The following is a 19063-nucleotide window of genomic DNA, read 5'->3' on the forward strand; positions in this document are numbered from 1 at the left end:
ATACAATCACCGCGTCTGATGTTGTTCCAAGGAACTATGGAATAAACTATTCCAAAGAGTATTGGAGAAGCAAGCGTGAGTGAGCCGACCGGCCGTAAAGCGGCCCTGTTCGACGAGATCGCCCGCGTCGGCAAGGCGCTGGGCAACGGGCGCAGGTTGCAGATCCTCGACCTGCTGGCCCAGGGTGAGCGCACCGTCGAGGCAATCGCCTCCGCGACCGGCATGAACCTGACCACCGCGTCGGCGAACCTGCAATCGCTCAAGGCCGGCGGTCTCGTGGAGGCACGCCGCGAGCGCACCCGCCAGTACTACCGGCTCGCCGGAACCGATGTCGCTCGCTTGTTCGCGCTGGTGCAGACCGTGGCCGAAGCGCATCTGGCCGACGTCGCCGTCGCGGCGGCCGCCGTGCTCGGCGCCCCCGAGGATGCCATCACCCGCGACGAACTCATCCGCCGCCGCGATGCCGGACAGATCACCCTCATCGATGTGCGCCCCCACGACGAATACCTCGCCGGACACATATCCGGCGCGATCAGTGTCCCGCTCGCCGAACTGGCCGACCGGCTCGCCGAACTGCCCGCCGACCACGACATCGTCGCCTACTGCCGCGGAACGTTCTGCGTCATGGCCCCCGACGCGGTCCGTATCGCAAGAGCCGTCGGCCGCGATGTCAAGCGCCTCGACGAAGGAATGCTCGAGTGGCGCCTTGCCGGTCTACCGGTCGAACAGTCCCAAGACCGCGCGAGTTGACCGCGGCGCTCTCGCCCGATCCTGTTCTGTCTCGGCGGTTTCGCACGCGGATTGTCTGCTGGCGCGCTGGTCGGAACAGGGTGTCGCGGACGCGCAGCGGCCGGTAGCCGGTGGGGCCGAGCGCGGCGAGTTCGGCGTCGATGTCGACCTCGATCGCGCCGAAGAAGTTGATGTTCTCCGAGTGGACGGGGGAGACGTAGGCCAGAACATCGGCGTCTATGAGTCGGCTCGCGGCTTCCTGCCTACCCGGCGTTCCCGGGTCGATCCGGCGGAAGTCGGCATCCCGACCGACCGGCGCCGCCGCGTCGACGGATTGCGCCGCGAGGAAGTAGCGCACCTGTCCGGGGTGACATGTCGGTTACGCACTCCTCGAATGCCCGCGTACGGGGAGGGGGACGACGATGTCACCTCTCCCTACAGCAGCCCCGTGATTCGGCGCGGTGAATGCGCGAACCCTGCTGGAGTACTGGCTCGCCGACTGACGGGAACAACGAAAGCTCAACTGGCAGGCCATATTCCGCTCTATCTGGAACACGGCAACATTCCAACGAAGCCGTAGCCGCGCAAATTCACACGTAGGTCGTGTGGCGAAGTAGGTGGTCGTGGGTCGGTGTGGGCTGTCATTGGGGCCGCGATCCGTTCGACGTCACAGATCCGTGCGAGCGGCCTGTGTCTCGACACAGGCGACGGCTGCGTCGAGCGCTGCTTCCAGCGGTGCGGGTTCGCGCTGGGCGCGGGAGACGAGCATGCCGCCCTCGTAGGCGGTGACGACGACGAGCGCCAGGCGGTTGATGTCGGTGTCCTGGCGCAGTTCTCCCGCATCGCGCATGGCGGTGAGGCCCTCGGCCACGGCGGCGGTGAGGCGGCGTAATCCGGCGGCCACCAGTTCGAGGAGTTCCGGATCGGTGTCGGGGATGTCCTCGGCGAACGAGGCCAGCGGACACCCCGTGCGACAGCCGGTCGCGCGCGCCGCGGCGACCACCGCATCCCGCCATGCGCGCAGATCGTGTAGCGAGCGCATATCGAGCAGCCACTTGTTGGCGACCACGACCTCTGTGCTGGATTGAATGACCGCCGCCAGCAGATCCCGTTTGTTGTCGAAGTAGTGATAGAGCTGCGAGGCGCTGACGCCCGCCTCATGCTGGATCGCCTCCATCGTGGTGCCGTGCGCACCGTTCGCGAGCATCAGGCGCGCGGCGGCGTCGACGATCTTGGCGCGGCTACGTAGTCCCTTGGCGGTCAGGGTATCGGTGGACATGGGCATCGGCTTCTCCGGACTCGATTTTGGTGTTGCTATTCCATTCTGCGCTCCGAGAATGAGAACAATGGACACAACGAATTCATTGGCGGTCCCGTCGGCTTCGACCGCGCTGGTGACGGGAGCGACGAGCGGTATCGGATTCTCGGTCGGTCGCGCGCTGGCGCGGCTCGGCTGGACCGTACTGGTGCACGGGCGCAGCGCGGAGCGTGCGTGCGACGCGGCAGCGCGCATGGGCGACGTGCCCGGCGGTCTGATCCCCGTCGATGCCGACCTCGACACACAGTCGGGGGTGCGGCGACTGGTCGATCAGGTGCACCGCGCCGCACCGGACGGTCTCGGCGTCCTGGTCAACAACGCGGGCGCCGCGTTCGATCGGCGCGGCCTCACCGCAGACGGCGTCGAACGGACCGTCGCCGTCAACCACCTGGCGGCCGCCGGACTTACCCGCGGCCTCGAATCGCTCCTGAAACCGATCGGGGAACAGAGGAATTCACCAGCGCGGGTGATCATGATGACCTCGTACCTGGAAGCGCGGGCCCGCCCGATCCAGGACTGGGCACTTCCGGGGGAGTGGACGCAGATGCACGCGTACGCGTCGAGCAAACTCGCCAACCTCGCCTACACCTACGCGCTGGCCGAACGGTGGCGCGACCGTATCGAGGTATACGCGGTGGACCCGGGGGCCGTGCGCACCGGCTTCCAGCGCAGCGCGGGCGGTCCGCTGCGCCTGATCGGCCTCCTCGGCGCACCCTTGATGACCACACCGGAGCGGCCGGCGCGCACGGTGGTCGCGACGGCCACCCGCCCCGCCCACCCGAGCGGCAGCTACATCCGTGCGGTCCGCGGCGTGGACACCGGACGCGCGAAGCTGTCCTCGGCCTGCTCTCGCGATCGTGCCTACCAACGCGACGTTTACGACGCCACCCAGCGCTTCCTGGGCGACTAACCTCGGCCAATCATGCCGGATGAACAGATAGCGGTTCTCGAATGGCGAAAGGTGCTCTGAACTGCAAGGATTCGACTTGTCGAAGGTTGAATCAGCAGTATCGAGGAGCACCTTTCTGGTGAGGGAGTCTACGGGGTGGTACCCGTCGCTGAAAGTTGACGGGGTCGGGTCGGGCGTGGTTTCGCAGGCCGGGGCGGTCGCGTTGCCGCGCACGGCGGCGAGGGTGGGGTTGGATCGGGCGTTGTCGCAGGTCCTTGCGCCGTGGCGCAAGCGGTTCGCAACTCATGATCCAGGCAAGATCGTGCTGGACCTGGCCGTGTCGGTCGCGGTCGGCGGCGATTGTGCCGCCGATCTGGCGATGCTGCGCGGCGAGCCGGGAGTGTTCGGTTCCGTGGCATCAGACCCCACGGTGTCTCGCCTGATCTCGACACTGGCCGGTGATGCACCGAAGGTGGTGTCCGCCATCGCGTCTGCTCGCGCCACCGCGCGAGCGGCGGTTTGGCAGGCCGCCGGTGACCAGGCACCCGACCACGCGATCACCGCGCAGGACCCGTTGACGATCGATCTGGATGCCACCCTGCTCGACGCGCACTCGGAGAAGGAATGCGCCACACCGACATTCAAGCGAGGTTTCGGGTTCCATCCGCTGCTGGCTTTCGCTGACCACGGCCGCGACGGCACCGGCGAACCCCTGGCCGAGCTGCTGCGCCCGGGCAACGCCGGCGCCAACACCGCCGCCGACCACAAGCGGGTCCTCGCTGCCGCGCTGGCGCAACTGCCGTGGCAGCCGGGCTATCGGGTCGGTCGGAAAGTTCTGGTGCGCACCGACTCCGGCGGCGGAACCCATGATTTCGTCGACTACTGCACTGCTCGCAGACTCCAGTATTCGCTCGGGTTCACCCTCACCGACGCCATAGTCACGGCGGTCGACGCGCTCCCCGAACACGTGTGGACTCGCGCCTACGACGCCGACGAGCAAGTCCGTGAAGGTGCCTGGGTCGCCGAGCTCACCGGCATGGCGGAGCTGGTCGGCTGGCCCGACGATATGCGGCTGATCGTGCGCAAAGAGCGACCACATCCCGGTGCTCAGCTGCGATTCACCGACGTCGACGGCCTCCGGTTGACGGCATTCGTCACCAACACCCGCCGCGGCCAACTGCCCGATCTGGAGCTACGGCATCGACGCCGCGCCCGCTGCGAGGACCGCATCCGCGCCGCGAAAGACACCGGACTGCGCAACCTGCCGTTCACATCCTTCGACGCGAACCGGATATAGGTCGCGATCGTCGCCCTCGCGCTCGATCTGACCGCCTGGCTGCAGACGCTCGGCCTGCACCACCACCGGGCGCGGCGCCTGGAACCGAAAACACTCCGCCTGCAACTATTCTCGATTCCCGCACGGATCGCCCACCACGCCCGCCGCGTTCATCTTCGTCTGTCACGCCATTACCGCCGTGGCCATAACCCAGCCAGTCCCCGGCATAGGTCGGGACCCAGTGGGAGAGCAGGCCCGGGCGTTCTCCGGTCATATCCAGTCCGGCGCCGTTGACGTGGCGGGGCATGCCGGGATCGCGGACCACGATGGCGTCCAGCCGCGCCCACACCGGCTTCGGCGACTCCACCACGGTCCGTGCGAAGTGGCCGCGCCCCTGCGGGTACAACGGCCGAGGAAAGGTGCCCTCGGTCCGCGCGGGCCCGCTCGGCTCGTCTCCGCCGTCGTTCATCGTGCTCACTCGGTCCAGGGGGTCAGATCGACCAGCCGCATCGAGAACGGGTACGCGCCGGGGGGCGTCCAGGGTCGGTTCGATCCGGGCGGTGGTGCCATCGATGTTGAGGATCTTGAACTGGCTGACACCGTTCGTGCCGATCCGGACTAAGTCTCCTACCTCCAGGATCGATACTATAATCGAACACATGTTCCCATCGGTGTGTGAGTCGGCGCGACCCTACCTGCGGCTCGGGATCTGGACGGAGCCCTCGCCGCGGTTCTGCCCGAACGGGCACCGCCTCGGCGCCGGACGCGCGATCGTCGCGGCCATGCCGTGCCGCCGCGTCGGCGGGCACCACCGCGCCCACACCTGCCTCGTGTGCGGTGCCACCACCTACAGCCCGCCCGTGCACAACGACTGCGAGCACTAACACTGGGCAACCCAGGCCGCACGCGGGATACACAGAGCGACAGCAGGATCGAGCTCTCGAGAACAGAATCTGTGCGACGATCGGATACATGGGGTGGGGACGCGACTTCTTCCGCGAATTCGGTCCACATGTGCTCATCGTCGTGATGTTGTGTGGTTGCCCGTGTGGCGTGCTCTTCGGCTTGTGGTACACCACCCCGACGGAGAACGGTCCAGGTGGACAAGCCTCGTGTGACAACGGCGTTCCGATGGTCTGCACGGTGGTCTTCGACCGGCGCGTGGAAGACCCGTCGGCGACGGCGTACGGCAAGCCGGTGCGCCTGGTCGCGGTCGAGGGCGATACCGCGGTAGTGGAGATCAAGGCGCTGTTCGGGTGGGTGACCAGTACTGTGCGCGCCACCGAGGCAACCACCGTGCACGGCGGAATTACCGACACCTACACCACGGTGACCATCGTCGACATCACCGAGGATCGCGTGATCATCGAACTGGAAGGCGCCAGCGACGCCTAGGAGCTGAACGGCGACCAGCGCCGGGCCAGCCCTGGCCACACCTCTCGTCACGCCGACCCTGTCGCAGCGCATCTACTTCAGCGCGGTGAGTCCGCCCACCGCGACGCGGTCGGCGTTCCACAGCGCCGAGCCGATCTCCCACTTTCACGGCGTCCTCGCGCGGCGCGACCGGCACCGCGCGTTCAGGTCCCTCCAGGGTGTGGGGCCTCGATTCACCGGGCCCTCAGCACAGGCCTGGCGGATGTCCCGGGCTAACGCGCCGTCACCGAGATCCTTCACCCGCTCACCGGTCTCACCGGAACAGCTACGGCACACCGCGCGGTGTTCGAAGCCGCCAACGCCCCAGTGCCGTTCAAACGAAAGGTATCGCATCATGCGTCGATCGAGTTCGTTCGAGTTGTGGTTCCCGCTGCGGCAGGTCTTGCCCATTGCCGAGCACGCGATGTCCGCTGGTGAGCATTCCTGGCCCGAGTGGGACACCGACAAACCCCACCCGGTGCCTCCGGCACTGGTATGGGCCAAAGACGAGGGCACCTATCTGCTGTCCAACGGTCGGCCTCGTCTGCTCGCCGACCCGACTCGACCCGACGGATCGTCGAAGGTGGTGTACGCGGTCGGCTACGACAACCGCAGCCACTTCAACTTTTCCGGCGCCGCGGTCGGCGGGGACGACTTCGTCGAATACATCGACCTCACCGAATCGTTCGACGGCGTGACGTTGATCGAGCTGATCCGCCACCACGCCGCCCACCACGGAATACTCATCCTCACCGCCCACCACGGCAGTTTCACCATCAGCTTCAGCTCCGCAGCGACCGACAGTCTCTGACCCCACTCTTCCGGCTCAATCCGCCGCTGCGGAATGGTCCGAAACGGCATGTCAGCTCGAGTGCCCATCGATACCGACCCTGCCCGCGTCTGCCGGGAAGCCTCGGCCGGTGCGGACGTCGACCCCGGCCGGGTGGTGTGGCTCGAACCCCTCTCTGGCGGGCCGGATCTCTCATCGGTGGCGGGGGTGCGTGGGCTTGTCGATCACGGCACGGTGCGGCGGAGCCAGTCGGTGCGTACGCGGCGAGCGGCGGCCGACAGTCCCGCCTGGGGAAAGAGTGCGTCGAAGCCGTGGAATCCGCCCGCCCAGATATGGAGTTCGGCTCGACCGCCCGCAGCCCAGATGCGGCTGGCGAACTCGACGTCCTCGTCGCGGAATACTTCGGCCGATCCGGCGTCGATGTAGGTCGGTGGTAGACCGGTGAGGTCTTCTGCTCGACTGGGCGAGACGTAGGCGGGGATGTGTTCGTCGGCGAGGCCGGCGAGCAGGGCGTTCCAGGCGAAGGCGTTGGTCTCGTGGGTCCAGATCGTCGGTTCGTCCGAGTACTGCCTGCTGGATGTGCTCGTGTTGCGGTGGTCGAGCATGGGGCAGCTGAGGATCTGCGCGCAGATGGGCGGGCCGTCCAGGTCGCGGGCCATGAGGGTGGTCCCGGCGGCGAGGCCGCCGCCTGCGCTGGTGCCCGCGACGACGATGCGGTGCGGGTCGATGCCGAGCTCGTCGGCATGATCGGCGATCCACAGGAGTCCGGCGTAGCAGTCCCGCACGGGGACGAGGCCGCCGTATTCGGGTGCGAGACGGTAGTCGATCGTGACCACGATCGCGCCGATCGCGTCCAACCATTCCAGCGGGATGTCCAGCTGGGAGAAGCGGTCGCCCATGATCATGCCGCCACCGTGCAGCCAGTAGACACACGGTGCCGCGGCGGTGGCGGTCGCAGGGGTGAGGACAGTCATCGGGATGTCGAAACCGTCGGAGGCGGGCACGAGGACTTCGCGGCGGTCGACCGGGCGGCCCGCCAGTAGAGTCTCCAGCGGCGTAGAGGGCATCTGTCGCAGCTGGCCGAGGATCTCGGAGGTGATCCGGGGTATGAGCGGCATGTCCGTGATGAGCGCCCCGAGTTCGGGGTCGAGGGCGGGACGGGCCAGGGTTTTCATCGGAATCCTTCGCGGGTGTTGGTGTCGGGGCTCAGAAGGCGGCTTTGCCGCCGACGGGGACGTAATCGGTGTAGGGGGCCGCGTCGGCGACGAGTTCCTGGACTCCGGCGACCAGGGCCTGGGCCGCCGCGCCGGCGAAGAGTCGATGGTGGTCTTCCCGGCTTGTCCAGCCTTCGGTGACGTGGATGAGATCGGGGTCGGACGACGACCGGCACACCAGGTAGACCACGCAGTGCTCGCTGGCGCCGGGGTTGCCGTCGTCGAGACCGGTCAGCAGCAGCTCCACCAACCGGTCGGCCATTCCGGGCTTGGCGGTCAAGAGGGCGTTGAATCCATAACCGATACGCACGGCTACTCCTTCATTCATATGATTCTCCCGGCTGACGAAGTCAGATTTGCGGCGCCGGGACAGTGGATGCTTCTATTCAAGCTGTTCAGAGCACATAATCGGTAGAATGATCGACTCGTTTACTTGCCTGATACTCCATTCGTGTGGAGGTTTGATGCAATGGCGTGGTGTCATCGAGGCATGAGCTTCGATGAACTCCGCGCATTGCTGGCCAAACATGTGCGCCCCGATGAGACGACCGCCATCGCAGGCCTGTACATCGCGCAGGTGCACCGGTCGGGCCCGCCGGAAACGCAGATGTCCGGCACCGTGTTGGCGGTTCTGGCGCAGGGCGCCAAGCGCCTCGCGGTCGGCGAGGAGGTGTTCGAATACCGGCCGGGCGATTACCTCGTCACGTCGCTGGACTTGCCGGTCACCGGCTCGTTCGTAGGCGCGAGCAGGGAGACTCCCGCGCTCGGGCTCGCCCTGGTTCTCGACCCGGTCACCATCGCCGATCTGCTGCTGGCGGCGGGCGCGGGCGAGTTGCCACGCAGGCAACGCAGGACCGTACCCGCGGTTGCGGTCGGCAAGCTGACCGCCGAATTGCTTGATGCCCTGGTTCGGCTCGTCCGGCTGTTGGACCATCCGGGTGATCGCGCGGTGCTGGCTCCACTGGTGACACGGGAGATCCTGTGGCGGTTGATCGTCGGCGAACAGGGCGAGGCGGTGCAACAGCTCGGGCTCGCCGAGAGCGGGCTGCACCACATCGGGCGCGCGGTGCGCTGGATCCGCGAGCACTACGACGAGCCGTTCCGGGTCGACGACCTGGCTCGCCTGTCCGGCATGAGTTCCTCGGCGTTCTACCGGAATTTCCAGATCGTCACCGCGCAGAGTCCGCTCCAGTTCCAGAAGAACATCCGGCTCCAACATGCGCGACTGCTGTTGGCGTCGAACTCCCGCGACGTCACCGGCGTGGCTCACCGTGTCGGCTACGACAGCGCGTCGCAGTTCAGCCGGGAGTACCGCCGGTTGTTCGGCGAGCCGCCGAGCCGAGAGGCCAAGCGCGCCTTCGCATCATCGTCACCTGACCTGCCCGCCTGACGAGCCGCGCCGCCCGCCGCGGGCATTCGGCGGGTTTCAGAGGCGCTCGCCGCCGGACACCTCGAGCACCTGTCCCGTGATCCAGGCCGCCTCGTCGCTGAGCAGGAACGCGATGGCCTTCGCCACATCGTCGGGTTCCCCGATGCGGCCCAGTGCGACCGCCTCGGCGATCGCCGGAACCAATTCGGGCATCCTGGTGAAGGCGTCGTCGGCGATTCTCGTGCGCGTGGTGCCGGGCGCGACCGCGTTCACCCGGATGCCACGAGGGGCGAGCTCTTTCGCCCAGAACGCGGTCACGGTGTGCATGGCACTCTTGTACGCCGCGTAGGCGGAATAACCCGGCGTCGTCCGGGACGGCAGGGCGGAGGTGCTGCCGGTGTTCACAATCGCTGCACCATCAGCGAGGACCGGCAGCAGCTTCTGGGTCAAAAAGTATGAGCCCTTGAACAATACGTTGTGCAAGGCGTCGAAGGTCTCCTCGGTGATGTCGGCGAACATCGCCGGGCCGCCGAAGCCGGCGTTGTTGACCAGATAGTCCAGCGTGCCGGTGCTCCACCGTGCTCGCAGCGCGTCTGTCACCGTGACGACGAAATCGTCGATGCCCCTGACCGCGGCCAGATCCAGTGGCAGCGCGAGCGCCGCACCACCCTCGGACTCGATAGCGGTGACCGTCTGTTCGGCTTCTTCGGGGTGGGACCGGAACGTGATGATGACACCGATGCCCCGGCTGGCCAGCAGGCGAGCGGTGGCTTGCCCGATACCAGCGCTACCTCCGGTGATGAGTGCTGTCTGCATGTGGTGTGCCCGCTTTCGAGTTGAGGTTGTGAAGTGTCTATATTCAATGTGATTCGCATCTTCGGGCGTAGGCGAAATCGCTCGAAGACTTGCCCATTTCTCTCACTCATTGCTTCTCGATGCGCTGGTGCCATGGCAGGCAATCCAGCAGCCCTCGGCCAACGGTCAGGCACATTGATGCGCGCGGCAGCACGGATGCGGCTAGGACGAGGGATCTCGCGTGCGGTCCACGGGTCCGGCACGGAACCGGTTCGCGAGGCCGGCTTATCAACGATTGCCCGGGGGTTACCCACAGCGAGGGTGGGTTCTTCAGCGCCGCCTCTGGAGTCTCTCCGAGCAACTCACGGGCACGTCGAATTCCCGCTCCATGATCGGCCACGAGATCTGTCTCCAGATCCGATTACTGTGTTGCCGCCACGGAATGCAATTCGGTTGACCAGCGGATTCACTTACCAACTCGGCCAATGGCTTCCGTTCACGAGTGAAGGTTCGCACCGAAAGCGTGTGCTGCCTGCGTGATGGCCGCGTCCGCGGCGAGCGTGCCGCGCATGACGTCGAGCATCATGAAGGCGTTGGTGACACCGGAGTAGCGGGTCGCCAACGCTGGCACGCCAGCCCGGCGCAGTGCGCTGGCATAGGCTGCCGCCACGAAGATCTGCGGGGCGGGAGAACGTGCCGGTCAGTGTTATCCGATCAGCCGCATCCACTCCGCGGCTACCTTCGCGCTGCGGGCCAGGCTCAACGCCATGGCCCGGCGCCCGATCGCAGTGGAGTCGGGGCCGGCGAACCAGCGCGCGATGGGTTGGCGGTTCTTGTCGAGATTGCAGTCTGCGCAGCAAGGTTCGAGGTTCTCCGGTGAGCTGTCGCCGCCGTAGGCGATCGGTCGAACATGGTCGATACACATCGCGGTGGCACCGCAGTACACGCACCGGGCGCCGGGGGCGAGAACAGCGCTCCGCGGCGGCTTGGGGATGTAGCGCAGCCGCTCTCGGCAGTCCTGGCACAGCCCGCTGAACCCCTGATCGTAGTTGATTTCACCGCCACACTGCACGCAGACCGCGGGCTCACCAGCAACTTGCCGCTCCTCGCGGCGCGCTAACCGCTCGGCTTCACGTTGCCGACACGGGACGTGGAAGTCCGCACCGGCCTTACTGCGAACCGGTCGCCCGCAGTACTCGCATGCGCGCTTGACGTAGCCACCATCGGCGGAGTGGGGCGGCACCGAACTGGTCAACAGCCGGGTCGCGGTCGATCAGGCGGACGTGGTGGTGCTGCTGGGTACGGCGCCGTAGACGGTCGGGTCCGGGCCGGTGCGGGTGCCGGTGTCCAGGGTCGCGAGCAGGTCGTGGTCGTCGAGGGCCAGTTCGTAGCCGCGCGGGATTTGTCCGCTGTGTACCTTTTCGGCCGTGTCGTAACGATGGCTCAACGGCAATGACGATCTACCCTGTGAAACACACACCGGTCGCGTAGCCCGCTCGTAGAACTACTCCTTCCCAGAGAGAGAAGGCACATTGATGCGTGCAACCGTGATGGTCTCCGCTGCCGCGATCGTCCTGTTGACCGGCGGAACGGCGCTGGCCTCCCCGACGCCTGTCACCTTGCGTGGAGAGATCTCCGGCAAGTGTCTGGATGTCTATGGTGGTGGTAGCGAGAGTCACCGGCAGATTGTGCAATTCGGCTGTTCAGACGACCGGAGCCAAAGGTTCATCATCAAAAAGGCGAGTGAGGATACCGTGGTGGTCCTGACCTTCGCGGGTAAATGCTGGCACCTCAAAGATAGGTCGACAGCGGACGGCACTCATGTCATCCAATGGGAGTGCAATGTGCCGCGCAGTCAGACATTTGCCATGCGGCAGGAGGGTTCGGCCGCTGCGGTGTTCACCCACCCTGCCTCCGGGAAGTGTCTAGGCATCCCCAACGCCGACACCAGCCACTCTGCGCCACTCGTGCTGCTGCCCTGCGACGCGCCTGGCGTCCAGGGCTTCATCGTGCGATGACGCGAGAGGTGCAGCTTTCATCTGGTCGAGGTGAGTGATCGCCTCGACCAGGTGGGATTCGATGCCGCGGTGTCGGGGTCGGGCAGACCGCGGCGGAAGGCCCAGTCGTCGACACCGACCTCCACGAGCTGACCGACCACCGGCCCGACGCGCGTGAAAAACTCCGCCAGCAGCGGGCAGCGGCGCTGATGTCGTCCGACGCCATCGGTGACCTGCTCACTAAAAATCCTTCGCGGGCAACCCGATTCGAGGCATCGGAACCGGCGCACCACCAGCCGGATCACCACCTCGCGACCCGCCACGGCAAAGTCGCAGATCCATCGCGCGTATCGACTGTGCACCCTGCTCGACCGAGACCCGCATGACGGGCACTGCGCCGATGCAGCGCAGCCACCGCCTCGAACCGAATCGTCGAGCTCGTCGCGGACACTCCGTCTAGCCGGACGCTACTCAGATGCGGAAACAGCAGGCCGACAACGGATCTCGCAACATCATCCAACACCACGAACTGCGTCTATAAGCGATCACCCTGCGGCCCTGCCGGGATCGACACGCATCGACCATCAAATTCGGGCCAGAGCCACTTGTTAATGGCCATTGACATCCGGGGCAAAGTCTGCGCGAACCTGCGGCGCTCTGTGCGGCGTTCTAGCCTTTGTTAGGCAAGTCATGTGTCGGAATTGAGGTTGTCGGGATACCCGACCGGCCCCGCGATTAGTAGTATGGGAGCGGCCCCTCGATCAGTCGGCGAAGATATGTGTATTTCGAGGTGTAGTCCGATTCGAAGGCGATGTTGCGGTCGGCGAGGAACTTCTGTGTCCATTGTTTCAGGTGGTCGAGTTCGTCGATGATCTCGTTGCCGCAGTCGCGGGTGTCGCCTCGGGTGCGGATGTATTCGACTTCCAGTTGCTGCAGGGTCGCGTCGTGGTCCCTGAACTGGCATCGATCGGTCATCAGTGAGTAGATGTGGCCGGTTTCGCTGCTTTCGAGCATGGCGTCGAAGCGGATGCGGTCGAAACTTCCGAGGTAGCAGGCGTCAAGGCGGAGTTGGCGTGCGAGGTGGGCGTGCATGTCGTCGGTGGTGGCGAGTGCGTACGGGTAGTTGTGTTTGTGTTCGATGCGGGCGAATCCGTCGTGGCGGAACTGCTTGCGTTTGATGGTGTAGCCGCCGTTGAGGCGGGGGATGAAGGAGGCGTACCCGTGATCGGACTCGTCGGGGCCGGTGATGTCGAACATGTGGTTGCCGAATTGCCATAGCTCGAAGTCGTTGCGGAACTCGGCGCGGTAGCGGCTCAGTTCGTCGTGGCCGATCTGGGTGGTGATGTCGCGGGCGAGGGTGTAGATGTCGGTGTCGGGGGCGAGGGTGAACTTGTGTTCGTATTCGATGTCGGGATCGTGGGTGAAGTACCAGCATTCGTGGCTGCCCACATGTTTCGAGTACGCGGGCAGTCGCTGGAGTGTGTGGGTGAGGGCCTGTGGTGGTGGGCGCTGGTGGCGGGTTTTCGCGTCGAGGGTGTCGACGTGGTGGAACAGGGCGTCGTCGGCGCCGAGGCGGATCGGCAGATACACCTGCCACGTGCCGTTGTTGGCGGGTGCCAGCAGGGCCAGCGGCATCGTGTCGGGCACCGGCCGGCTGCCGTGGATCGAGAGTGTGAGGTGGGTGTAGGTCACGGATTCGTCGGCCGCGACAATGCGGCCGCTGTCGGTGATGTGGTACACGGTTCGACTGTCGCGCAGTTGGTCCCATCGCAGGACGCGGGTGGCGTGGCCGCCGACGGCGTGGACGTCGACGAGGCGGTGTACGCCGCGGTCTGCGCTGGTGCGGGTGGGGTCGGGGTAGCGGCTGCGCCACGATCCCAGGATCAGCCAGCATGGAGGGTTTTCAGGCATGGCAGTAATACCCCCGAATATGTTGTTGTTCAGGTGAGTTCGTTCAGGCGCGGTGGGTGATTCGGCGCGCGGTGTTCAGTGCGATCAGCACGCCGAGGCGGGCGGCGAGCAATGCAGTGGCGGCGGGCAGGAGTGCGCGTTTCCAGCCGGTGCGGGTGGTGGCGTAGAAGATGGCGGCGCTGCGGTGGTGGTGCCACAGCGATTTGGTTTTGCGGGTGCGGCTGGACTGGCCGCCGTGGTGGATGACCCAGGCAGGTCCGGACAGGACCGTGCGGTAGCCGCTTTGCCGCAGCCGCCAGCACAGATCGCAGTCCTCGAGGTACATCCAGTAGCGCTCGTCGAAGCCTCCCATCGCTTCCCAGAGTGGGCGGCGCATCATCAGGCAGCATCCTGACACCCAATCCACGATCTGATCGGAGTCCGGGTGGTCGGATGCGTCGCCGAAGTAGTCCTGGGTTGCGGCGTTGTTCGGCCTGAGGATGCCCATGACGGCGTGACGGGCCGCAGTGGTGGTCGAGGGAAACCTGCGTCCGTTCGGATACGGGGTGCCGTTGGTGACCATGCGGGTGCCGACAACGCCGACCTGTTCGTCGTCGAGGGTGGCGCGCAGGGCTTCCAAGCATTTCGGATCACCGAGTGCCGCATCGGGATTGAGGATCGCTACATAGTCGCCGTGGCCGGTGGCGGCGGCTTGGTTGATGGCGGCGGCGAACCCGATGTTGGTGGGGTTGGCGATGGGTTCGACACCGAGATCGCGGGCGACGGTGAGGGTGTCGTCGGTGGATGCGTTGTCGATGACGGTGATCCTCACCTGGTCTGCGATGGTCTGCGCGCGCACCGAGGCGACGGCGTCGGACAGCAGGCGGGCGCTGTTGTAGGTGAGGATGATGACATCGATGCTGCTCATCGTTGTGGTTCCTCTCGCTGGGGCACGTGGTTGACGGGATGGGGTGTCGGTGCGGGTCCGGCGGACGGTATCACTGCCTGCGGTCCGGCGTGGAGCACCCGGCGGCCAGCAGGGAGCGCACCACCCCGCCGGAACCGGTGTAGCGGCCGGTGTACTGGCGTGCGTGGCCGTGCATCGGCCAGAACGCGATCTTGCCGATCGTCATGCCGGGGTACACGCGCACCGGCATCGCCGCGCGCAGCTCGAGTGTCCAGGGGATGACCGCGCCGCAGTGCCCCAGCGGCGCCGACAGTTGGATCCGCAGCCCGAGTGCCGAGACCGATCGGCAGGCGTGCAGGGTCGCGGCGTGGCAGGTGCCGCCCATGATCTCCTGGGTCGCTGCCAGATACAGCGTGTTCGGCCGCAGCACGTACCCGGTCTCCTGGATCGGGCACGACAGGGTCGCGATATCGGTGTGGGGGTCGAGGATGCCGCCTTCGGGCGGACGGTATCGCAGCAGTTCCTCACCGAGGTGGAAGGCGTAGCTGTTGGCGCACAGTCCGGTCGGGTCGAACGGGGCGATCACGATGTCGCCGCGGCGCACCGCGGCGCGGATGGCGGGCCCGGTCAGCACGGCAACACCTCGTTCACCAGTGCGGATACCTTTGATTCCAGCTCGGTGAGGGTGCCGTCGTTGCGGATCTCGTAGTCCACCTCGACGGTTTCGACGCCGGCGGTGCTGGCATCGGACAGGCTTACGTAGCCTTGGGCGGCCAGGCGCTTGCCGCGCAGTTCGTCCGGTGCCGAGATCCGCACGGCGGTCCAGCCGCGCCGCCGCAGTTCGGGGTAGTCGATGTCGTAGGAGCGCACGTCGTCGTTGACCAGCACCTGCGCGGGTGTGGCGGCGGCGCGCGCGAGGAAGTCCTCGACCAGGAACCGGGGGTGCCGGTGGCGGATCAGGCGGGCGATCGCTTCGAGCAGTTGCTGATCCTGCTGCCCGTCGGGCAGCCGTCGGCCGAGGCGGGTATAGAAGGCGTCCTGCAGGTCGTACAGCGGCGCGGCGACCTTCACCACTTCGCACGAGAGCCGCCGTCGCGTGGCAGCGGAGCGGACGAAGGCGGCGGTGGTGGATTTGCCCGCGCCGGAGTGGCCCAGCACGCACACTCGGGTCGGTGGCGTTGTGTGCTCGTGTGCGGTGGTCATGGCTGCTGGCCTCCTGATGGGGTAAGTGTGTAGACCGCGCCGTCATCGATCATCACCAGCACGCCGTCTGGCGCGTGGTGTACGGCGCCGGGAACATTGTTCTCGCGCAGGATGATTGCGAGGTGGCACAGCCGCGAGCCCGCGTCGAACAGGAAGGCGTCGACGTGGCCGAGCAGGGCGGCGAGGATGGCGAAGGGGTGGTGGGCGGAAACGATCACCTGTTCACCGCGGGCGTGGATCTCGCGGGCGCGGGCGACGACGTCGGCGATGGCGCGGTGACCGCTGACATCGACGCCGCCGCTGACGCTGACCGCCGGGGCGATCGACAATCGTTGCAGCACATCGTCGTCGGTCATACGTAGGACACGCCCGACACAGCGCCCCCGGGCGAGCATGATCGAGTCGGCGGAGGCCGGAACCGCGAACGCGTCGTGCTCGCCGGCGCCGAGCACGGTGTGGTCGATGTAGTAGACGGTGCCGTGGACGTCGACCACCCATTCCACCGCGACCGGGCCCAGCTGTTGTTCCAGGCGAGTGCTGAACAGGGCGACGTGGCGAACGTTGGCGGTCCCGCCGAACACTGTCGCGGCGGGCGCGGGCGTGGCGGCGGTGAACCGGATCTCGGTGCAGGTGGCGGTGCCCCGGTTCATGGCCAGCAGTCCGTCGGTCGAGGTCTCGGCGTAGAACTTGTTGCTTGTGCGTCGGGTGATCACCCCCCGGCGCCCGGTGAGGAATTGGCGGACCAGCACCGTCAGCGGTTCTTCCGCGGGCGTGGCGGCCAGCAGCCGTTCCAGATGTCCGCGCAGGTGCACGTAGTCGAGGATGGTCTGCCGCTCGAATTCGCTGGCGTCGACGATCACGCGGGCACCCTCGAGCGCGGGATCCAGAGCAGCCGCCAGGTCGCCGTACCAGCCGGGCCCTGGATCGGCCGGGACGTACACCACGAACGCGGCACCCCGGGCCAGTTCCAGTTCGGTGGCGAGCTGGGCGGCAATCCGGCGCTTCGAGATGAAGTGCGCCACGGCTGGGCCGATCGGCCCGAGCGGGATATCGGACGGGATCGCGTCGTCGTAGAGCCGCACGACTGCGGGGCGATCGCGGGCGCTGGTGTGGCGGGCGGTGTTCGGGCGCGCCTGCACCAGATACAGCGCTTCCTCGCTGGCGCGCACCCATTCGATATCGACCGCCGCCTGCGCGAGGTGCGTGCGCGCGGCGTCGACGAGCTGACCGATTCGCGCAGCGTCACGGTCGGATACCAGGTCCTCGTCGGGGGTCTGTGTGCCTGTGGCGAGTGCATCGGCGCGGCCCCGCACGGCTTCGATGTGCGTCCGGTCCGGGTCGGCGGGGTCCAGGCCGGTCATGGCGATGCCCGCGATGTCGGGTTCGATCATGGCCTGCACGATGACCGCCATGCGTGGCGCCGGGTCGAGATCCCCGCCGCGCAGCCGGGCGGTGACCGCGGCCAGCGAATAGAACGAGCGCCAGACCGCAGCGACCGCGGCCGCCACACCGGCGGCGTCCACGTCCAGCGCACTGTAGTACACACCCGCGTGCGAGGTCGCCGCCGAATCCTCTCCGGCCGCCGAGGACCGCACCGCGAAGCGGCTACCGGGATCGAACACCTCGCGCAGCCGCCGCGCCAACAGCTCCGAGGCCCGGGGCGGGAGCGCTACCTCACCGACAAGCCCGGCGAGGCGGGTCACGTCGTCGACGATGTTGGCTCCGACCGTGGCCTGTAGATCGGAGAACACCGCACCGATCTGCTCGACCACTCCCGATGGCAGCGCCGAGGCGAATTCCGTTGCCGGTACGACGATCAACTCCGGCACCGGCACCACCGATGCGAGCCGCGCGAGCGTCGCGGCTTTCGCGCCCACCCGATCCGGATCCAGGCGGGGCCCATCCAAGCCGGGAAACCGGAAGCGGGCAAGGTCGCTGTCGAGGGTGCGCCAGCTCTCGCTGGCTCGCGGCCCCTGAGCGCCCTGGTATTTTCCGTCGTAGCAGACGATGTCTCCCGAGGGGACCCACCACATCATCTGCCCGATCTCCATGCCCGGATACACCCGCACCGGCGCGGTGGGCAGCAGTTGCAACGTCCAGCGGCCCTCGTAGCCGATATCACCGAGTCCCGAGGACAGGTGGATCGACAGGCCCAGCCGCGCGATGCTCGACCGTGCCGCGAATGTGGGCGCGAACTTAGTGCCGCCCAGCACTTCCGCCGTTCCCGCCAGATACAGCCGCCCCGCCTCGAGCACGAAGCCGTCCTCACCGATCGTGAACTCGGTGGTCGGGTTGTCGAGTCGGGCGTCCAATTCCGCAAAGCTGTACACGCGCAGAGTCGATCCGAGGGTGAAGTTGTAGCTGTTGGGGTTCAAGCGCGCAGCGTCGAACGGGTCGATCCGGATCGCTCCGCGCTGCCACTGGCGATGGATCTCGTCCCCGGTCAGGATCGTCACGACAGGTCACCCGCCGCGTGTGGCAGCAGGATGCTGTGATGGCGTCGCTCGGTGTCGGCCACAGACATCACCAGATGCACGCGGTCGGTCGAGCCGGCATTGAACGCTGTGTGGCGCAGCCGTGTGTCGAATACCCGCAGCTGCCCGTCCGCCGGGATGTGATGCCCCTGCCCGTCCGGGCCGACCAGGAACGCGTCCGGGTCGGTGTGGATGGCCAGGTGCGCGCGCTTGGTCGCATCCGCGTGCACCCGGTAGATCTGCTGGGGCCGCATGATCATCAGCCGCATCCGGCCCACCGGGAACAACGCCCTCACCGAGCGCCACACTGTCGCGAAGTAGGTATCGGCGAATTCGTCGTTGAAGCACGAGAATTCGCTTTCCAGATGCCGAATGGTGCCATCAGGGGCGAACTGAGATTCCAAGCCATCGCCCGGCCGATCTACCGCGCCGGGACGATGCGTCAGCGACACGCAGGTCACCCGATCGCCAGCGCGGTCGGTGACCAGCGGCCGCACCCGTTCCATCACCTGCTCGCAGGCCTGCCGCAGCAGGTTCACATCGAACACGGCATCGGCCGGACCACGATAGAACTCCTCGGCTCGGCTCTCACTGATCCCAATAGTTTTGGTGGGCAACTGATTCACGAGATACTCCGTCCTTTGTCCACGCGATGATGTGTCGTGATCCACCATGTGCCCGCGTACGCCGACCGTGCACTCCCGATCGGTTATGCGATATGCGTGTGCGGTAATACGCGCAGCTGGACATCGCCGATCTGCCTAGCCTCGTTCTTTCACGTGGGTGATGTGCTGGCCTG

General features: G+C 66.6%; 21 protein-coding genes and 2 pseudogenes. 8 read left to right on the forward strand and 15 right to left on the reverse strand.

What is annotated here, in order from left to right:
- Positions 1-75: 75 nt before the first annotated feature.
- A complete protein-coding gene (locus tag OHB21_RS18300; RefSeq protein WP_328439747.1) occupies positions 76-750 on the forward strand; it encodes an ArsR/SmtB family transcription factor in 675 nt (224 codons plus the stop codon).
- Here the strand turns inward: OHB21_RS18300 and OHB21_RS37525 are convergent.
- Both OHB21_RS37525 and OHB21_RS18310 read right to left on the reverse strand, forming a co-directional pair.
- On the reverse strand, positions 671-1087 hold the full coding sequence (locus tag OHB21_RS37525; protein WP_407675270.1) for a hypothetical protein: 417 nt from the start codon (positions 1085-1087) through the stop codon (positions 671-673). The genes OHB21_RS18300 and OHB21_RS37525 overlap by 80 nt on opposite strands.
- A gap of 309 nt (positions 1088-1396) precedes the next feature.
- Complete coding sequence (locus OHB21_RS18310) at positions 1397-2008, reverse strand: TetR/AcrR family transcriptional regulator (protein WP_328439749.1); 612 nt, start codon at positions 2006-2008, stop codon at positions 1397-1399.
- 67 nt (positions 2009-2075) lie between these two features.
- Here OHB21_RS18310 and OHB21_RS18315 point away from each other — a divergent pair, with 67 nt between their 5' ends.
- From OHB21_RS18315 to OHB21_RS18335, 5 genes and pseudogenes are all read left to right on the forward strand, one after another.
- Positions 2076-2957: an SDR family NAD(P)-dependent oxidoreductase gene (locus OHB21_RS18315; protein WP_328439751.1), complete on the forward strand. Its 882-nt coding sequence runs from the start codon at positions 2076-2078 to the stop codon at positions 2955-2957.
- Positions 2958-3075: 118 nt separating this feature from the next.
- Positions 3076-4506: pseudogene (locus OHB21_RS18320) on the forward strand (IS1380 family transposase).
- 365 nt (positions 4507-4871) lie between these two features.
- Positions 4872-5096, forward strand: a complete 225-nt coding sequence (locus tag OHB21_RS18325) for a hypothetical protein (RefSeq protein WP_328439753.1) — start codon at positions 4872-4874, stop codon at positions 5094-5096.
- A 247-nt stretch (positions 5097-5343) separates the two neighbouring features.
- Positions 5344-5607 carry a hypothetical protein gene (locus OHB21_RS18330; protein WP_328439755.1) on the forward strand — a complete coding sequence of 88 codons (264 nt, stop codon included), beginning with the start codon at positions 5344-5346 and terminating at the stop codon, positions 5605-5607.
- Between the two features lie 373 nt (positions 5608-5980).
- Positions 5981-6436 carry a DUF3085 domain-containing protein gene (locus tag OHB21_RS18335; protein WP_328439757.1) on the forward strand — a complete coding sequence of 152 codons (456 nt, stop codon included), beginning with the start codon at positions 5981-5983 and terminating at the stop codon, positions 6434-6436.
- Between the two features lie 203 nt (positions 6437-6639).
- Here the strand turns inward: OHB21_RS18335 and OHB21_RS18340 are convergent, their stop codons facing one another.
- Both OHB21_RS18340 and OHB21_RS18345 read right to left on the reverse strand, forming a co-directional pair.
- Positions 6640-7590, reverse strand: coding sequence for an alpha/beta hydrolase (locus tag OHB21_RS18340; protein ID WP_328439759.1), 951 nt, complete (start codon positions 7588-7590; stop codon positions 6640-6642).
- Between the two features lie 31 nt (positions 7591-7621).
- Entirely contained in the window at positions 7622-7939 is a 318-nt protein-coding gene (locus tag OHB21_RS18345) for a putative quinol monooxygenase (protein ID WP_328439761.1), read from the reverse strand.
- Between the two features lie 180 nt (positions 7940-8119).
- On the opposite strand from OHB21_RS18345, the gene OHB21_RS18350 reads away from it, so the two are divergent.
- Positions 8120-9019, forward strand: a complete 900-nt coding sequence (locus OHB21_RS18350) for an AraC family transcriptional regulator (protein ID WP_328439763.1) — start codon at positions 8120-8122, stop codon at positions 9017-9019.
- A gap of 36 nt (positions 9020-9055) precedes the next feature.
- On the opposite strand, the gene OHB21_RS18355 is transcribed toward OHB21_RS18350, so the two are convergent.
- The 4 genes from OHB21_RS18355 to OHB21_RS18370 all read right to left on the reverse strand — a co-directional run bounded on the left by OHB21_RS18355 (position 9056) and on the right by OHB21_RS18370 (position 11240).
- Positions 9056-9814, reverse strand: a complete 759-nt coding sequence (locus OHB21_RS18355; RefSeq protein ID WP_328439765.1) for an SDR family NAD(P)-dependent oxidoreductase — start codon at positions 9812-9814, stop codon at positions 9056-9058.
- A 475-nt stretch (positions 9815-10289) separates the two neighbouring features.
- Complete coding sequence (locus OHB21_RS18360) at positions 10290-10463, reverse strand: hypothetical protein (RefSeq protein WP_328439767.1); 174 nt, start codon at positions 10461-10463, stop codon at positions 10290-10292.
- 36 nt (positions 10464-10499) lie between these two features.
- Positions 10500-11048, reverse strand: coding sequence for an HNH endonuclease signature motif containing protein (locus tag OHB21_RS18365; protein ID WP_328439769.1), 549 nt, complete (start codon positions 11046-11048; stop codon positions 10500-10502).
- 18 nt (positions 11049-11066) lie between these two features.
- Positions 11067-11240, reverse strand: a complete 174-nt coding sequence (locus OHB21_RS18370) for a hypothetical protein (RefSeq protein ID WP_328439771.1) — start codon at positions 11238-11240, stop codon at positions 11067-11069.
- Between the two features lie 88 nt (positions 11241-11328).
- Here OHB21_RS18370 and OHB21_RS18375 point away from each other — a divergent pair, with 88 nt between their 5' ends.
- A complete protein-coding gene (locus OHB21_RS18375; protein ID WP_328439773.1) occupies positions 11329-11811 on the forward strand; it encodes an RICIN domain-containing protein in 483 nt (160 codons plus the stop codon).
- Between the two features lie 17 nt (positions 11812-11828).
- On the opposite strand, the pseudogene OHB21_RS18380 reads toward OHB21_RS18375, so the two are convergent.
- The 7 genes and pseudogenes from OHB21_RS18380 to OHB21_RS18410 all read right to left on the reverse strand — a co-directional run.
- Positions 11829-12176: pseudogene (locus tag OHB21_RS18380) on the reverse strand (transposase family protein); the annotation flags it as partial.
- A gap of 349 nt (positions 12177-12525) precedes the next feature.
- Positions 12526-13701, reverse strand: a complete 1176-nt coding sequence (locus tag OHB21_RS18385; RefSeq protein WP_328439775.1) for a hypothetical protein — start codon at positions 13699-13701, stop codon at positions 12526-12528.
- Positions 13702-13744: 43 nt separating this feature from the next.
- Positions 13745-14608 (reverse strand): glycosyltransferase family 2 protein, encoded by an 864-nt coding sequence (locus OHB21_RS18390; protein ID WP_328439777.1) that lies wholly within the window; start codon positions 14606-14608, stop codon positions 13745-13747.
- Positions 14609-14678: 70 nt separating this feature from the next.
- Complete coding sequence (locus OHB21_RS18395) at positions 14679-15221, reverse strand: dCTP deaminase (protein WP_328439779.1); 543 nt, start codon at positions 15219-15221, stop codon at positions 14679-14681.
- Positions 15215-15790: an ATP-binding protein gene (locus tag OHB21_RS18400; RefSeq protein WP_328439781.1), complete on the reverse strand. Its 576-nt coding sequence runs from the start codon at positions 15788-15790 to the stop codon at positions 15215-15217. The genes OHB21_RS18395 and OHB21_RS18400 overlap by 7 nt, the downstream gene beginning before the upstream one ends.
- On the reverse strand, positions 15787-18246 hold the full coding sequence (locus OHB21_RS18405; protein WP_328439783.1) for a PEP/pyruvate-binding domain-containing protein: 2460 nt from the start codon (positions 18244-18246) through the stop codon (positions 15787-15789). Before OHB21_RS18405 ends, OHB21_RS18400 begins: the two co-directional genes overlap by 4 nt.
- Positions 18243-18890 (reverse strand): aspartyl/asparaginyl beta-hydroxylase domain-containing protein, encoded by a 648-nt coding sequence (locus tag OHB21_RS18410; protein WP_328439785.1) that lies wholly within the window; start codon positions 18888-18890, stop codon positions 18243-18245. Before OHB21_RS18410 ends, OHB21_RS18405 begins: the two co-directional genes overlap by 4 nt.
- Between the last annotated feature and the right edge of the window lie 173 nt (positions 18891-19063).

The organism is Nocardia puris, from assembly GCF_036051655.1.
Taxonomy (GTDB): domain Bacteria; phylum Actinomycetota; class Actinomycetes; order Mycobacteriales; family Mycobacteriaceae; genus Nocardia; species Nocardia puris.

Excerpts from the sequence above, each read along its gene's own strand:
- OHB21_RS18310 (WP_328439749.1), bottom strand. The coding sequence starts at position 2,008 with ATGTCCACCGATACCCTGACCGCCAAGGGACTACGTAGCCGCGCCAAG.
- OHB21_RS18315 (WP_328439751.1), top strand. The coding sequence starts at position 2,076 with ATGGACACAACGAATTCATTGGCGGTCCCGTCGGCTTCGACCGCGCTG.
- OHB21_RS18325 (WP_328439753.1), top strand. The coding sequence starts at position 4,872 with ATGTTCCCATCGGTGTGTGAGTCGGCGCGACCCTACCTGCGGCTCGGG.
- OHB21_RS18330 (WP_328439755.1), top strand. The coding sequence starts at position 5,344 with ATGGTCTGCACGGTGGTCTTCGACCGGCGCGTGGAAGACCCGTCGGCG.
- OHB21_RS18335 (WP_328439757.1), top strand. The coding sequence starts at position 5,981 with ATGCGTCGATCGAGTTCGTTCGAGTTGTGGTTCCCGCTGCGGCAGGTC.
- OHB21_RS18340 (WP_328439759.1), bottom strand. The coding sequence starts at position 7,590 with ATGAAAACCCTGGCCCGTCCCGCCCTCGACCCCGAACTCGGGGCGCTC.
- OHB21_RS18350 (WP_328439763.1), top strand. The coding sequence starts at position 8,120 with ATGAGCTTCGATGAACTCCGCGCATTGCTGGCCAAACATGTGCGCCCC.
- OHB21_RS18355 (WP_328439765.1), bottom strand. The coding sequence starts at position 9,814 with ATGCAGACAGCACTCATCACCGGAGGTAGCGCTGGTATCGGGCAAGCC.
- OHB21_RS18375 (WP_328439773.1), top strand. The coding sequence starts at position 11,329 with ATGCGTGCAACCGTGATGGTCTCCGCTGCCGCGATCGTCCTGTTGACC.
- OHB21_RS18385 (WP_328439775.1), bottom strand. The coding sequence starts at position 13,701 with ATGCCTGAAAACCCTCCATGCTGGCTGATCCTGGGATCGTGGCGCAGC.
- OHB21_RS18390 (WP_328439777.1), bottom strand. The coding sequence starts at position 14,608 with ATGAGCAGCATCGATGTCATCATCCTCACCTACAACAGCGCCCGCCTG.
- OHB21_RS18400 (WP_328439781.1), bottom strand. The coding sequence starts at position 15,790 with ATGACCACCGCACACGAGCACACAACGCCACCGACCCGAGTGTGCGTG.